Source organism: Williamsia sp. Y721, from assembly GCF_059683565.1.
In genome coordinates, this window is record NZ_JCASNH010000003.1 from 646,003 (window position 1) to 660,398 (window position 14,396).

The following is a 14,396-nucleotide window of genomic DNA, read 5'->3' on the forward strand; positions in this document are numbered from 1 at the left end:
CGACGACGTTCGGGGGCTCCGACTGTGCTGTCATGGACGCAAGGGAGGTGCGTCATGGAACGGACCCACAGTCGATCGAATGTCCGGCGCGATGTCGCGGTGGCAGTCGGTTTCTTCGTCGTCGGCACGGTCATGTACATCGCCGATCTGCGTTACTTCTTCGGGACCACCGCGCTGATCGACTCACTCCCCCATTGGCTCCCACTGTTCTCGCTGGCCATCGCCTGTGGTTTCCAGACGTTCCGCTCCAGCCGGCCCGCGCTCGCGTTGGCAGGCGGTCTGGCGGCTCTGGCCCTCGACGCCCTGTGGGGTCCGACCATCGCGGTCTGGATCGTCTACTCCGACATCATCTATGCCGTCGCGATCTACGCAACGGCCCGGGTCAACCGGGCGATGCTGTTGTCCAACTGGTTGATTGCGGCGATCACGTTCACCGTCACCCTGAGTGCTTCCGGGGATTGGCGGGTAACCCTCTTCGCGATGATCCTCCTCGTCGCCCTCATCGCCTCGCCCGCTTCGTACGGCCAGGCCATCCGCCAGCACCAGATCGCCGCCGACAGTGAACGCGACCGCGCGCAGGCCCTGGCCGCACTGGCCACCCGCGAGCAGGAGGCTGCCGTGGCGTTCGAGCGCAGGCAGTTCGCCCGTGATCTCCATGACGTCGTCGCCGGCCAGTTGTCCGGTATCGCCATGCAATCGGCGGCAGCGCTGGACACCACCGACCCCACGATTCGAGAGACGGTCCTGCGGTCGGTCCGTTCTGCCAGCGTCGACGCACTCGGCGAGATGCGGACGATGATCGAAGTGCTCACCGGCACCGACGATCTGGATCCACCCACCACGGCAAACCTCAGTGGTCTCGACCGGCTGATCGACTCCGCCCGCGCATCCGGATCAGCGGTCACCGCCACCCTGGACGAGGTCGCGGTGGCGAGGATGACCGACATCGCCGGCTATCGGATCGTCGCGCAAGCGATCACAAACGCGGTCACGCACAGCCCCGGTGCACCGATCGACATCGCTGTCCGACAGCACGATTCGTCGGTCACGATCACCGTGTCCAACCAGGTGCGTTCCGGCGTCCGGGTACCCGTGCAGCCGGGCGGACACGGCTTGGCCAACATGGAGATGCGGGCGCGTTCGGTTGGCGGCGCATGCACCGTCACCGTCGCCGACGACCGATGGGTCGTCCGGTGCGAACTTCCCGTGGCCACATTCCTGTCCGCACAGGGTTCGCGATGATCCGGGTGATCGTCGCCGACGATCATGCGGCGATCCGGGCCGGGGTGCGGATGATGCTTGCAGGCACCGACTCCATCGACGTGGTCGGTGAGGCATCCGACGGTTCCGAGGCGGTCAGGATGGTTGCCGACCTGCAACCGGACGTGGCACTGCTCGACATCCGGATGCCGGGCACCGACGGCATCGCCGCCACCGCCCAGATCTGCGCTTCCGGGACCACCCGCGTCCTGGTACTGACAGCGTTCGACATCGACGAGTACATCTTCTCCGCACTGACCGCCGGCGCCGCGGGGTTCCTGCTCAAGTCCGCAACTCCTGCCGAACTGGGCGCGGCAATCGTGGCCGTCGCCAGAGGTGACGCCGTTCTGGCACCAGAGGTGACCCGCCGCGTCATCGACAGGTTCACCGGCGCTGCCAATCCACCACGGGCGTCCGGCCCGACATCGGCCCAGGAACAACAACTTGCCGAGCTGACCGACCGTGAACGAGAAATTCTGGCCACCCTCGGCGCAGGATTGTCGAACGCTCAAATCGCGCAAGAGCTCTTCATCGGCGAAACCACGGTCAAAACACACGTGTCCCGAATTCTGGCCAAACTTCAGCTGCGGTCACGCGTGCAGGCGGCCATCATCGCTCGCGAGAACGGGATCACTTATTAGTGCAGTTGCGGATAGCGCCCGGACTCGTCGATGTCATAGCGCTCCACCGCAGTCACCGCGCCGGCCGGCAGAGCGCCGTACAGGTGAGGGAACTGCAACCCCGACGGATCGGGTGGATCGCCATCCTCCCACACGATTTCGGCACCGACGCGCAGCGGATCGATGGTCAGCAACACCAGGTCGGAGTGATCCAGATACAGCAGATTCGCGGGTATGTGAACCTTCCGGCGTTCAGACAGGTGCACAAAACCCTGTTCGGCCAGGGACGCGGGCTCGATCGATCCCGTCGTCCTGGCTTCGAGCCAGTCCGAGATCGAACAGAGATGGACCAGGTTCGTTCCTGCGCTCACCCCACCAGCCTGCCGCATCAGCCCGGCAGTGCGCCAGGGGCAATTTCATCGCCGGCGCCAGGGGCAATTTCATCGCCGACGCCAGGGGCAATTTCATCACCGGCGCCGACACCAACGTCACGACCCGCGGCCGGGCCCCGCTCGTCGCGCGCCGTGAAGACGATGGCGGCGATCACCAGTGCAATGCCACACAGTTCGGCGGGCGACGGTATCTGGGACAACATCACCGCGCCGACCACCGTCGCAGTCACCGGGAGCAACGCCAGTAGCAGTGCGAATCGAGCTCGGGCCAGGCGTGCCAACACGATCTGGTCGAGCAGGTACGGAATCGCACTCGAGAGCACACCGACTCCGATGCCGAGCGCCAAGATCCGCCAATCCCACAGTGCCCCGGGGTCGGCGGCAGTGCTCACCCCGATCACCAGCGGGGCACAGATCACGCCGGCCATGGACAATCCGATCGCCAGATCGTCGATGCCGTCCCGCCAGGGCTGCTCAGAGGTTGCGTTGCCCGAAACCAACTTCCCGATCAAGATGTAGCCGGCCCACAATGCAGCGGCCATCAGGGCGAACACCACGCCGATGGGTGATCCGGAGAAGCTGGCACCGCTCAGGAGCACCACCCCGACCAGGACCACGAGTACCGCAACGCCGTCCGCCATCCGCCGCGAGCCTGCCGCTGCGACCACGATCGGCCCGAGGAACTCGATCGCAACGGCCACCCCGAGATCGATGTGATCGATGGCCAGATAAAACGCCACGTTCATGCCGAGGGTCACCAGCCCGAAGGCCGAGGCGATCAGCAGCCGTCTGCGGCCGTACGACACACCCACGCGCGGCCAGCGCCATCCGGCCAGCGGCCACCAGATCGCCAACAGTGTCGCGCCGGCCCCCAACGTCCGCAACCAGGCCACCACTGCGGGGTTCAGGTCGTCGAACAACGGGACGGCGATCGAGGCGCCGACGTACTGACAGATAGCCCCGATGACAAACAACAGGGGCAGCAGCCCGACGTGTCCAGCTGAGCGCGAGATGGTGTTGGCGGACCGGGGCATCGATTCACTGTAAGTGCAAGGTGCCGTGGGATTTGCGTCACACCGCCCCGGTTACATATGTTGCAGATCGCAGGTCTGCTGTTACGGGTGAGTGACGACACACCCGGAGGACCTCGGGAACAAAGACGATTCGCAAATCGTCTGAGAGAGTGAGACCTGGATGCACCGCCCCGGTGTGTTAGCTCGCGAAGGGAACCGCGCCACGCAGGCCCGGGACGGAGGAAAAATGTCAGACACCATCACCACGCCCCCGATCGCCATGCAACTGACCACTGCTGACCGCTGTGATCGTTGCGGTGCCGCAGCACGAGTGCGCGCCACGCTCTCCACCGGTGGAGAGCTTCTGTTCTGCCGTCACCACTTCAACGAGCACGAGGCACGGCTTGTTGACATGGGCGCGACAGTGACATCCGAGGACGAGCTCGTCTAAGACAACTCAACAAGCACACTGCCGCGGTTCACTCAGGTGAACCGCGGCAGTGTTGTATCTGCGGTGTCTGTCGCCGCGCAGCGGGCGGTGACGAGAGCCGAACCCGGCCTCAGCGCCACTTCCGCAGTGCGTCGATCCGCTCCTGCAACTGCTCGGCCGTGGCCATCGCGGTGGGTGGACCCCCGAGGCGTTCGCGCAGCTCGTTGTGCACCTGACCGTGCGGCCGCCCGGTGCGATGGTGATGCATGGCCACCAGGCTGTTCAGCTCCTTGCGCATGGCGGTGAGCTGCTTACCCACCGATGGGGCCCGTTCGACGGGCGGCGTCGGCGCCGCGTCGGCGCTTCGGTTCTCCACCTGATCGGACTGCCGCTTGCGCAGCAGGTCACGCACCTGGTCTGCGTCGAGGAGACCCGGCAGGCCGAGGTAGTCGGCTTCTTCGTCGCTACCGGAGAACGTCGCGGTACCGAAGGACGACCCGTCGAAGATCACCTGATCGAGTTCGGCATCGGCATGCAGGGACTCGAATCCCTTCTCGTCCTCACCCGCTTCGTCTTTTTGTTTGTTGGCGTCGTTGAGCAGTGCATCCTCGAGGCCGTCGGATTCCCGATGCGGCTTGCCGAGCACGTGATCGCGCTGTGCCTCGAGCTGGCTGGCCAATTGCAGCAACACCGGCACCGACGGCAGGAACACGCTGGCGTTCTCTCCCGGTCGCCGCGATCGCACGAAGCGGCCGATGGCCTGGGCGAAGTACAGCGGGGTCGATGCGCTGGTCGCGTAGACACCGACCGCCAGACGAGGAACGTCGACACCTTCGGACACCATCCGGACAGCGACCATCCACTCGTCCTTGGATTCGCTGAACGCGGCGATCCGCCCCGACGCCTTCGGATCATCCGAGAGCACCACCGTTGGCATCTTTCCGGTGATCGCCTCCAGCAGTTCGGCATAGTCGCGCGCCACGGTCTGATCGGTCGCGATCACCAGACCGCCGGCGTCGGGCATACCGGTGCTGCGTAGTTGCCTCAGGCGTGTGTGAGCCGCCTGTAGGACGGCCGGGATCCAGTCGCCGTGCGGGTCGAGTGCGGTGCGCCAGGCGCGTGCGGTGTGTTCGGCAGACAGTGGTTCACCGAGCCGGGCGGTGAACTCCTCGCCCGCGTTGTTGCGCCAACTCGCCTCACCCGAATAGGCCAAGAACACCACCGGGCGCACAACGCCGTCGGCGAGCGCGTCCGAGTAGCCGTAGGTGTAATCGGCGACCGATCGGGCACCGCCGCCCGGCTCGGGCTCGTACGTGATGAACGGGATGGGGCTGTCGTCGGATCGGAAGGGTGTTCCGGTCAGTGACAACCGCCGGGTGGCGTCGGAGAATGCCTCACGGATCGCATCACCCCAGCTCTTCGCGTCACCGCCGTGGTGGATCTCGTCCAGGATCACCAGGGTCCGGCGATTCTCCGTGCGTACGCGGTGTCGCGACGGGTGCGCCGCGACCTGGGCGTAGGTCAGGACCACGCCGTTGAAGTCGGAGCTGGTCTGGCCCGCGGAGTTGCTGAAGTTCGGATCCAGGGCGATACCAGCTCGTGCAGCGGCACCTGCCCACTGATGCTTGAGGTGTTCGGTGGGTGCGACCACCGTGATCTGGTCCACGGTGCGGTCGGCCAACAGTTCGGCAGCGATACGCAGACCAAATGTGGTCTTGCCGGCACCCGGGGTGGCCACCGCCAAGAAATCCTTCGGTGCGGCCGACAGGTACTTGGTCAGCGCCCGTCGCTGCCAGGTCCGTAGCGACGACGCTGCCGGCGCCGGGGCCGGGGTGGTTGTCGATGGCTCGGAAACGGCTGTGGGTCGGGTCACGGCAGAGCACAACTCCTTGACGCAGTTGAGGTTTGAACAGTGGTGCACCATTCGACGGAGTCGGACGAGTGCGCCTGGCGGTCGGTGTCGGCGACGAAGCGCTCGGCGAGCCCAGGCATCGGGGAATGCTACCGCGAATCGGTGGGCGATCGGGTGCAGGGCGGTGGCGGCGCGGCAACACGCATCGAATCCGAACTTCGGCAATGCTTGACACCATCAGCGCATCAACCGGGCCCGCCCCCGATCCCGTTCCCGACCCCACGCCGTCGACACCGACCCGTGGTGATGACGCAGATAAACCCACGATTTCGGGGGTCACGAAGCGCCTGCCCTGGATGCTCTGGCGAACCATCACGAAGTCGTGGGACGACTCGATCTTCGCGATGGCGGCGCAGGCGGCGTTCTGGCAGACGCTCTCCCTACCGCCGCTGCTCCTGGGATTACTGGGCACTGTGGGGTATATCGCAAATTGGTTCGGGCCGAACACCGAAGAGATCATCTCCGACCGGATCATCAGTTTTTCGGATCGGACCTTCAGCGCCAACGTCGTCGACGAGATCATCCGCCCCACCGTCGACAACGTGTTGGTCAGCGGCCGCGCCGAGGTGATCTCGCTGGGCTTCCTGTTGTCGCTGTGGGCGGGATCGTCGGCGATGGCCAGTTTTGTCGACTCGATCGTGATCGCACACGGCCAGCACAACGTGCGGCACCCGGTCACCCAGCGGCTGTTCGCGCTGTGGCTGTACGTGTGTTTCCTGGTGCTCGCGGTGCTCACCCTGCCTCTGGTCGCACTCGGACCCACCTACGTACGCGACGTCATCCCCGATTCGTGGCACCCGGCGAGCACCGTGGCGATCGAGTACGGCTACTTCCCGGCCGTGGCGCTGCTGTTGATCGCGGGCCTGACCACGCTCTACCGGGTCGCACTTGCCAAACCGCTGCCCTGGCACCGGCTGGTCTGCGGGGCGCTGCTGGCCGGGTTGGTGTTCTGGTGCGCCAGCGCGGTGCTGCGCTGGTATCTGGCGGTCATCACCCAGACCGGATACAGCTACGGCGCGCTGGCCACACCGATCGCGTTCCTGCTGTTCACGTTCTTCCTCGGTTTTGCCATTGTGGTCGGCGCCGAGTTCAACTCGATCGTGCAGCAGCTGTGGCCGGCCAATCCCACCAAGATGGACCAGATGCGTGACTGGGTGTCACAGCAGACCAGCGACATCACCGATCAGTTCCGCAGTACGCCACAATGGCTGCCGACTGGTCCGATCCAAAAGAAGCCCGATCCGATCAGGAAGAACCCGGCCGACGATCAAGGTCCCTCACCGCAGGCCTGAAAACCGACCACCGGTCTCGGCGACTACTCGCCTTTTTTCATCTTCGAATAGATCTTCTTGCATTTCGGGCAGACCGGCGAACCCGGCTTGGCCGAACGCGTGACGGGGAACGTCTCGCCGCACAGCGCCACGACGATGTTGCCCATGACCGCACTTTCGACGATCTTGTCCTTTTTCACGTAGTGGAAGAACTTCGGGGTGTCGTCTTCGGTCGTTTCGTCGGTGGTGACGTCCGGCTTGTCGAGTGTCTGGGTATCCATGAGGTCAATTCTGCATCGACCTGGCCCGGTGGGCCAATATCGACCCGATGTGGCCGATGCCGGGGAGAAAGAGGATAGTAGAAATCGTGGGTTCGAAAGATCACGCGCCCGAAACGTTTCTCATCACCGAGGCACAGACCTCCCTGGAAGAACAACATCGCGCTCGCGTACGCAGGTACCTGACGTTGATGGCTTTTCGCATTCCGGCGTTGGTCATCGCGGGAATCGTCTACGCGACGACGCAGAACGGACTCCTGGCACTCGGCGTGATCGTGCTGTCCATCCCGATCCCCTGGATCGCGGTACTGATGGCCAACGACCGGCCCCCACGCCCCAAAGACGAAGTGCTCCATTACAAGTACAGCGGTCCGTATTCACGGAAACTGACCGACGGCAACGATTTCCACGAAATCGATCGACGCAAAGAGTGACCATCACAGAACAAACGGCCGACCTGTACACCCAGGCTGACGGCCTACGCGAGGCATTTCTGCGCGCCGACTACACCACCGATGGTGTGCTGCGCCTGCTCGGCGAAGAAGCGCATGAGGCCCTCGGTCGCGGCGAACCCGTACCGGCGCGCCGGATCTGCGCCGATGGCGGCGAACTCGGCATCCTGGTCCGATTGCTCCTGCTCGGCGACACCTGTTCCGAATCCCAGGTCGGCGCCGCATTGCGGCCGGTGTCGGTCGACGACGCGATCCGACACGGCATCGTCCGCCGCGACGACCGCGGCCTCCACGCCGCCATCGATCTGCGGCCTTTCGACTTCGGTACGGGCAACCGGTGGCTGTTCTCCGATCTCGACGGCACGCTCCGGCGCCACAGCATCACCGAAGACCACGTGCTCGGTGTCGGCCACGCCTCACTGTCACTGCTCCGGGCCACCCCCACCGAGCCGGTCGGCCGACTGCTCGACGTCGGCACGGGCTGCGGTGTGCAGGCCGTGCACGCCGCGGAGTTCGCCGGACATCTCACAGCCACCGACATCACAGACCGATCCCTGGCGTTGACCCGTGCGGGCATGGCCATCAACGACATCGCCCCCTCGCGGTACTCGCTGCTCAAAGGCCCCTGGTTCGGTCCGGTCGGCGGACAGAAGTTCGATCAGATCGTCGCGAACCCACCCTTTGTCGTGGGCCCGCCGAAGGTCACCCACACCTACCGCGACTCCGGGCTCGATCTCGACGGTGCCAGCGAGCTGATGTGCCGGACCGCACCGAACTTCCTGAACGAGGGCGGAACCGCCTCGATGCTCGCCTCCTGGGTGATCACCGGCGACGACTGGCGTGAGCGGATCGCACAGTGGATCCCCGACGAGGGCGTCGATGCCTGGGTGGTGCAACGTGACGTCGCCGATCCAGCGCTGTATGTCGGCACGTGGCTCCGCGACGCCGGACACGATCCGCGCGATCCGGCATCGGCCGAGATGGCCGACCGCTGGCTGACCCACCTTCACAAGGCAGGCGTCCGCGGCATCGGCTTCGGCTTCGTGTTCATGCGCCGCACCGATGAGCCCACCGACCTGCTGGCAGAAGAACTCAGCCACACCTTCGAGGACCCGCTCGGCCCCGAGGCCACCGACTACCTGCGCCGCGTCGCCTGGCTGCGCAGCCACGACGTGGGCGACGAGCAGTTCTCGGTCGCCGACGGTGTTGCTCTCGAACAGGTGTCGACGTTGGCTCAAGAAGGTGGCTGGGAGCGCATCATCACCCGCATCCACCGCCCCGACGGGCCGCGCTGGAGTCACGAGATCGACCAGTTGGGGCAATCGCTGCTCGCCGGTCTCAACCCCGACGGATTGTGTCTGGACGAGATCACCGAACTGCTCGCGGTGGCGACCGGCGAGAAGCACATCGACACCGCGGCTGTGCACGAATTGGTCGAGGGTCTGGTGCGCCACGGCATCGTCCTGCCGGCCCGCTGGGACGCCCTCAGCCAGAAAACTTCAGTACACTCTCAGTAACTTCTCAGCCCGGTTCTCGATAATTGCAGGTCACAGGGTCCCCATAGGGATCCTGGTTCGGAACTATCTGCACCGCTCCCTCCGTTGAACAGTGTGAAAGCAACCGCACTTGAGGAGGCCGACATGTCCAGCCCCACCACCACCATCCGTCCGGCGATGACCGAACAGGACCTGGATGCGCAGAGCCCGGCCTCGGATTTGGTCCGTGTCTATCTGAACGGGATCGGCCGTACCGCGCTGCTCACCGCCGAACAAGAAGTCGAGCTCGCCAAGCAGATCGAGGTCGGTCTCTACGCCAAGCACGTACTGGCGACGCGCAAGCGTCTGTCCGCGGTGAAGAAGAAGGACCTGGCGCAGCTAGTCCGCGAGGGTGAGTCGGCACGCGCCCACCTCCTCGAAGCCAACCTGCGTCTGGTTGTCTCGCTGGCCAAGCGTTACACCGGTCGCGGCATGCCGCTGCTCGACCTGATCCAGGAAGGCAACCTCGGACTGATCCGTGCGATGGAGAAGTTCGACTACGCCAAGGGCTTCAAGTTCTCGACCTACGCCACCTGGTGGATCCGTCAGGCGATCACCCGCGGTATGGCAGATCAGAGCCGCACGATCCGGCTCCCCGTCCACCTCGTCGAGCAGGTGAACAAGCTGGCCCGCATCAAGCGCGAACTGCATCAGCAGCTCGGACGCGAGGCCACCGACGACGAGTTGTCGTCGGAGTCGGGCATCCCCGCGGAGAAGATCGCCGACCTCCTCGATCACAGCCGCGACCCGGTGAGCCTGGATATGCCCGTCGGCAGCGACGAAGAGGCGCCACTGGGCGACTTCATCGAGGACGCCGAGGCAACCTCCGCCGAGAACGCCGTGATCGCCGGACTCCTGCACAGCGACGTGCGGTCCGTGCTGTCCACGCTCGACGAGCGCGAACAGCAGGTCATCCGCCTGCGCTTCGGACTCGACGATGGTCAGCCGCGCACCCTCGACCAGATCGGCCGCATGTTCGGTCTGTCCCGTGAGCGGGTTCGCCAGATCGAGCGTGAGGTCATGTCGAAGCTCCGCCAGGGTGAGCGGGCCGATCGCCTGCGTGCCTACGCCAGCTGACACACAACGTTCATCGCGTAGATCAGCCGCCACCAGACATCGTCGGTGGCGGCTGATCGCTGTGGTGGACCCGATCTGAAGACCGCGTCCGGCTCCTCAGAGCCGGCGAGGTCCGGAATCGTGTTTGGCCGGCACCGGCCCCACGGTCATCCGGGCGGACAGCACGGCAACGCCGCCGGGGGTGGCGTGTATCGGGTCGCACACCACGTCCCGCGTTTCGGGTATGTCGTCGACCAGTGCCGAGATCCTGATCACCAGATCGATCAGGGCCTCCTTGTCGACCGGTTCGGACCCGCCATACCCGGACAACAGCGGCGCCGACCGCGGCGCCTCGATGAGATCGGCAGCGTCGGACTCGGTCAACGGCAGCGCCCGGTAGGCGCGATCCCCCAGCAGGTCACTGGTCACGCCCGCGAGCCCGAACGACATCAGTGAACCGAAAGACGGGTCGTCCCGAACCCGGATGACGGTGCTGATGCCCTTCGGTGCCATCTTCTGTACGTGCAACCGGGACTCTCCGGTGACCTCCGCGAGTTCGACCGTCGCGAGTTCCACAGCGTGCTGATCCGGCAGATCCAGCCGGGCACCCTCGCGGTCGGCCCGCCCGCGCCACACCGACGAGAACGCCTTGACCACGACCGGATAGCCGAGTTCGTCGGCCGCTGCGACACTTTCCTCGACGGTGCTGACCTCGCGGAACGGGACGATCTCGATTCCGTAGCAGCGCAGGACCTGTGCGGTGAGCTGATCATCGAGATCGATGACCGCGCCGCCTGCTCTCTCCACTGCTTCGCGGACGAGTCGCCTGGCCAGATCGGGATCGACGTCGACCGGACGCCTGACCTGCGATGCCGGACGCGAACGCCACTGCGCGTACCGCCAGGCATGTCCGAGTGCTTCGGCGGCCCGCTCCGGACTCGGGTAGGACGGGATGGAGCCACGCGCCGGGGTGCCGTACTGTCCCAGGACCGTCAGATGATGCGGAATACCCTCCACCGCAAGGAATGTGGTGACCACCGGCTTGTCGGCCCCGGACGTCCCGGTCATCAGTGCTTGCGCGTAGCGATCGACACTGACCGCGACCGGCGGCACGAACACCGCGATGAGTGCATCGACGTCGTCATCGGCGGCTGCGGTGCGGACCGCTTCCTCGAAGGTCTCCGGCGATGCTGCCGGCCCCAGATCGACGCGCTGGACGACCTGCAGTCCGAAGTGACTGCCCGCCTCCTGCGCCAGCACACCGAGCGCCGTCGAGTTCCCGACGATGCTCACCCGCGGCCCACGAGGCAACGGCTGATAGGCGAAAACCGTTGCACAGTCGAATAGTTGGCCGATGGTACTGACCTGGATGACCCCGGCCTGGGCCAGCAGCGCCCGGGTACTGGCGTCGTCGAGCGAATGGTCGGCAGCTGCCATCGCAGGCGGTACCGCGCCGCGGCCCGACTTCACCGCCACCACCGGCTTACCACTGGCGACCCGTCGCGCGAGTCTGGTGAACTTTCGCGGGTTACCGAAACTCTCGAGGTACAGCAACACCACTTCGGTGTCGGGATCGGTGTCCCAGTACTGCAGCAGGTCGTTGCCCGACACGTCGGCGCGGTTGCCTGCGGAGACGAATGTCGACAGTCCGAGCTGCCTGCGGGCGGCGGTGTCGAGGATCGCGATGCCCAAAGCGCCGGATTGGCAGAAGAATCCGACCGCACCACGACCGGGCACGTGCGGGGCGAGCGTGGCGTTGAGGGAGATCTCCGGATCGGTGTTGACCACGCCCAGCGCGTTGGGACCCACCAGGCGCATGCCGTGTTCCCGAACCGATTCGACCAGACGCCGTTCCGAGGCGAGCCCCGAATCGCTGGTGTCACCGAATCCGGCCGAGAGCACCAGCATCGTCTTGACGCCCTTGTGCAGACAGTCGTCGAGCACCTCTTCGACGGCGTCGGCCGGAACCGCGACGATCGCCAGATCGACCGGGTCGGGGATGTCCCGCACCGTGGAGTAGGCCCGGATACCGCGGACCGCACGGTGTTCGGAGTTGACCGGGAAGACCGGGCCGGTGAATCCGCCTGCGATCACGTTGGCCAGCACGGCATTTCCCACTTTGAGCCGGTCCACCGACGCGCCGATCACCGCAACGGACCCCGGACGCAGCAGATTGGCGACACTGCGCGCCTCGGATGCACGTTCGCGGGCATTACGCACCGACAACAACGCTTCGGTGGGATCGATGGTGAACTCGACGTGGATGGTGCTGCCGTCGAAACTGCGGCGCAGTTGATAGCCGGCGTCGCGGAACACCGCGACCATGTTCGGGTTCTCCGCCAGGACCTCTGCCTCGAACTTCTCGAACCCGCATTCGGCGGCCGCGCCTGCAAGATGTTCGAGCAGCACCGGACCGAGCCCGCGACCCTGATGCTCGTCGGCGACGACGAAGGCGACCTCGGCCGTCGTGGGTTTGCCGCTCGCGGCCAGACCCTCGTAGATCCCGATGGCGATGATCTCGCCGCCCAGGACACCCACAAACGCCACCCGCGAGTAGTGGTCGACGGTTGTCATCCGGGCGAGTTCGCGTGCCGGGATGTGCGGGAAGGGCCCGAAATACCGTAGGTAACGCGTGCGCTCGGAGAGGCCCGAATGGAACCGGACCAGGGCGTCGGCATCCTCCGGCACGATGGGCCGCAGGTGCACCACCCCACCGTCGCTGGCCAGCACATCGGCGATCCAGTGGCGCGGATAGTCGTGCGGCCCACGCTGATCGGGCCGAATGTTCTCGGTCACCGGATCGCTGATCTCAGAATTGTCAGTCACGGGGATCCTCCGGGTCGAGACCGCACATCGGGTACACAGCTCGGCGCGTTGCCATGATGGTGGCGTCGAGGCGGCTCTGGGCCGCCTCGCTGACACCCTCCATGAGCGGGCCGCCACCGTCGCCGTTCCAGGGTAGGTAGTCCAGGTCGCCACCGTCGGTCATGGTGGCTGCCGGATCACCGCGGAGTGACACGTCGAGCAACTCCGTTTCGACTTTGGCTGCCTCGCGCCAACTTTCATCGATGATCGTATCGGGTGCGATGTCGTTGTCGGTGACCGCGGCGATGAGATGGGTCCAACTGCGGGGCACCACATCGACGATGCCGTAGCCGCCGCCACCGACGGCGAGCCACCGGCCCTCGCAGTACTTGTCGGCAAGATCACGCATCGCCAGGATCGCCGCACGCTGGCCGTCGACCGTGAGCGACAGGTCGGTCAGCGGATCGCGGACGTGACTGTCGGCACCACATTGGCTGACGATGAGCTGCGGACGGAACTGCTCGATCATGGCCGGAACGATCGCGTTGAACGACCGCAGCCAGAGTTTGTCGTTGGTTTCCGGCATCAGGGCGATGTTGACCGCCGTCCCCCGCGCGTCTTGTTCACCAACCTCTTCCGGCCAGCCGGTGGCCGGCCAGAGCGTTGCCGGATGTTGGTGCAGTGACACCGTCAACACGCGGGGGTCGGCGGCGAACACCTTCTGGACGCCGTCGCCGTGATGGGCGTCGATGTCGATGTACGCGATCCGGTCGTAGCCCTGATCGAGGAGCCAGCGGATCGCGACGGCACAGTCGTTGTAGATGCAAAAACCTGCCGCGTGCCCGGGCATCGCGTGGTGCATGCCACCGCCGATGTTGACGGCCCGCTTCACCGACCCGGAAGCGATCGCCGCGGCCGCGGCCATGGTTCCGCCGACCAACACACTCGCCGCGCCATGCATGCCCTCGAAGGCCGGGTTGTCGGCGCTGCCGAGCCCGAACAAGCGCTCCAGCAGGTGTGCGGCGCCCTTGGTGTGGTCATCGATGTTCGATGCGGCCCGGACCGCGTCGAGGTAGGACGAGGTGTGGACGGTCTGCAGCAACCGGTCGTCGACCGGCATCGGCGCAGTGGTCTCGATACCGTCGAGCACCCCGAGGGAGCGCGACAGAGACATGGTCAGCGCCAGCCTGACCGGGTTCATCGGGTGTGCGGGCGTCCAGCGGTAGCGCAGGAATTCGTCGCTCCAGATCACTGCCGCGGACCGGGAATTCGACGTATGTGACCGAGTACTCATGAATTGAGCCTAGTGTCCTGCTCGACACCACACGTTGATGTGACCCACGACCTCCCGCGGCGCTACCAACAACACCCT

The 14,396-nt window shown here is 65.5% G+C and carries 13 protein-coding genes; 7 read left to right on the top strand and 6 right to left on the bottom strand.

Going from position 1 to position 14,396, the window contains the following annotated elements; translation table 11 throughout:
• Positions 1-54 precede the first annotated feature (54 nt).
• Together AC56PL_RS17725 and AC56PL_RS17730 are read left to right on the top strand one after the other, a co-directional pair.
• The gene (locus AC56PL_RS17725) at positions 55-1,242 is read left to right on the top strand and encodes a sensor histidine kinase (protein WP_497154630.1); all 1,188 of its coding nucleotides are present in this window, start codon (positions 55-57) and stop codon (positions 1,240-1,242) included.
• The gene (locus AC56PL_RS17730) at positions 1,239-1,901 is read left to right on the top strand and encodes a response regulator (RefSeq protein WP_497154631.1); all 663 of its coding nucleotides are present in this window, start codon (positions 1,239-1,241) and stop codon (positions 1,899-1,901) included. Before AC56PL_RS17725 ends, AC56PL_RS17730 begins: the two co-directional genes overlap by 4 nt.
• On the opposite strand, the gene AC56PL_RS17735 is transcribed toward AC56PL_RS17730, so the two are convergent.
• Together AC56PL_RS17735 and AC56PL_RS17740 are read right to left on the bottom strand one after the other, a co-directional pair.
• Positions 1,898-2,251, bottom strand: a complete 354-nt coding sequence (locus tag AC56PL_RS17735) for a DUF952 domain-containing protein (protein WP_495516641.1) — start codon at positions 2,249-2,251, stop codon at positions 1,898-1,900. The genes AC56PL_RS17730 and AC56PL_RS17735 overlap by 4 nt on opposite strands.
• Positions 2,252-2,268: 17 nt before the next feature.
• Positions 2,269-3,306 carry an EamA family transporter gene (locus AC56PL_RS17740; protein ID WP_497154632.1) on the bottom strand — a complete coding sequence of 346 codons (1,038 nt, stop codon included), beginning with the start codon at positions 3,304-3,306 and terminating at the stop codon, positions 2,269-2,271.
• A 226-nt stretch (positions 3,307-3,532) separates the two neighbouring features.
• Here AC56PL_RS17740 and AC56PL_RS17745 point away from each other — a divergent pair, with 226 nt between their 5' ends.
• Positions 3,533-3,736: a DUF7455 domain-containing protein gene (locus AC56PL_RS17745; RefSeq protein WP_482139250.1), complete on the top strand. Its 204-nt coding sequence runs from the start codon at positions 3,533-3,535 to the stop codon at positions 3,734-3,736.
• Positions 3,737-3,845: 109 nt separating this feature from the next.
• Here AC56PL_RS17745 and AC56PL_RS17750 read toward each other — a convergent pair whose 3' ends face one another.
• On the bottom strand, positions 3,846-5,588 hold the full coding sequence (locus AC56PL_RS17750; protein WP_497154633.1) for a DEAD/DEAH box helicase: 1,743 nt from the start codon (positions 5,586-5,588) through the stop codon (positions 3,846-3,848).
• 203 nt (positions 5,589-5,791) lie between these two features.
• On the opposite strand from AC56PL_RS17750, the gene AC56PL_RS17755 reads away from it, so the two are divergent.
• The gene (locus AC56PL_RS17755) at positions 5,792-6,919 is read left to right on the top strand and encodes a YihY/virulence factor BrkB family protein (RefSeq protein ID WP_497154634.1); all 1,128 of its coding nucleotides are present in this window, start codon (positions 5,792-5,794) and stop codon (positions 6,917-6,919) included.
• 23 nt (positions 6,920-6,942) lie between these two features.
• On the opposite strand, the gene AC56PL_RS17760 is transcribed toward AC56PL_RS17755, so the two are convergent.
• Positions 6,943-7,179: a DUF3039 domain-containing protein gene (locus AC56PL_RS17760; protein ID WP_495516645.1), complete on the bottom strand. Its 237-nt coding sequence runs from the start codon at positions 7,177-7,179 to the stop codon at positions 6,943-6,945.
• 56 nt (positions 7,180-7,235) lie between these two features.
• Here AC56PL_RS17760 and AC56PL_RS17765 point away from each other — a divergent pair, with 56 nt between their 5' ends.
• From AC56PL_RS17765 to AC56PL_RS17775, 3 genes are all read left to right on the top strand, one after another.
• On the top strand, positions 7,236-7,610 hold the full coding sequence (locus AC56PL_RS17765) for a DUF3099 domain-containing protein (RefSeq protein WP_495516646.1): 375 nt from the start codon (positions 7,236-7,238) through the stop codon (positions 7,608-7,610).
• Positions 7,607-9,145, top strand: a complete 1,539-nt coding sequence (locus tag AC56PL_RS17770; RefSeq protein WP_497154635.1) for a DUF7782 domain-containing protein — start codon at positions 7,607-7,609, stop codon at positions 9,143-9,145. Before AC56PL_RS17765 ends, AC56PL_RS17770 begins: the two co-directional genes overlap by 4 nt.
• A gap of 123 nt (positions 9,146-9,268) precedes the next feature.
• Positions 9,269-10,240: an RNA polymerase sigma factor SigB gene (locus tag AC56PL_RS17775; protein ID WP_495516648.1), complete on the top strand. Its 972-nt coding sequence runs from the start codon at positions 9,269-9,271 to the stop codon at positions 10,238-10,240.
• Between the two features lie 96 nt (positions 10,241-10,336).
• Here AC56PL_RS17775 and AC56PL_RS17780 read toward each other — a convergent pair whose 3' ends face one another.
• Positions 10,337-13,045, bottom strand: coding sequence for a bifunctional acetate--CoA ligase family protein/GNAT family N-acetyltransferase (locus AC56PL_RS17780; protein ID WP_497154636.1), 2,709 nt, complete (start codon positions 13,043-13,045; stop codon positions 10,337-10,339).
• Positions 13,038-14,318, bottom strand: a complete 1,281-nt coding sequence (locus AC56PL_RS17785; protein ID WP_495516650.1) for an acetoin utilization protein AcuC — start codon at positions 14,316-14,318, stop codon at positions 13,038-13,040. Before AC56PL_RS17785 ends, AC56PL_RS17780 begins: the two co-directional genes overlap by 8 nt.
• Positions 14,319-14,396: the final 78 nt, after the last annotated feature.

Coding starts and splice junctions, on each gene's coding strand:
- AC56PL_RS17730 (WP_497154631.1), top strand. CDS start 1,239: ATGATCCGGGTGATCGTCGCCGACGATCATGCGGCGATCCGGGCCGGG.
- AC56PL_RS17765 (WP_495516646.1), top strand. CDS start 7,236: ATGCCGGGGAGAAAGAGGATAGTAGAAATCGTGGGTTCGAAAGATCAC.
- AC56PL_RS17760 (WP_495516645.1), bottom strand. CDS start 7,179: ATGGATACCCAGACACTCGACAAGCCGGACGTCACCACCGACGAAACG.
- AC56PL_RS17775 (WP_495516648.1), top strand. CDS start 9,269: ATGTCCAGCCCCACCACCACCATCCGTCCGGCGATGACCGAACAGGAC.
- AC56PL_RS17745 (WP_482139250.1), top strand. CDS start 3,533: ATGTCAGACACCATCACCACGCCCCCGATCGCCATGCAACTGACCACT.
- AC56PL_RS17785 (WP_495516650.1), bottom strand. CDS start 14,318: ATGAGTACTCGGTCACATACGTCGAATTCCCGGTCCGCGGCAGTGATC.
- AC56PL_RS17740 (WP_497154632.1), bottom strand. CDS start 3,306: ATGCCCCGGTCCGCCAACACCATCTCGCGCTCAGCTGGACACGTCGGG.
- AC56PL_RS17755 (WP_497154634.1), top strand. CDS start 5,792: ATGCTTGACACCATCAGCGCATCAACCGGGCCCGCCCCCGATCCCGTT.
- AC56PL_RS17725 (WP_497154630.1), top strand. CDS start 55: ATGGAACGGACCCACAGTCGATCGAATGTCCGGCGCGATGTCGCGGTG.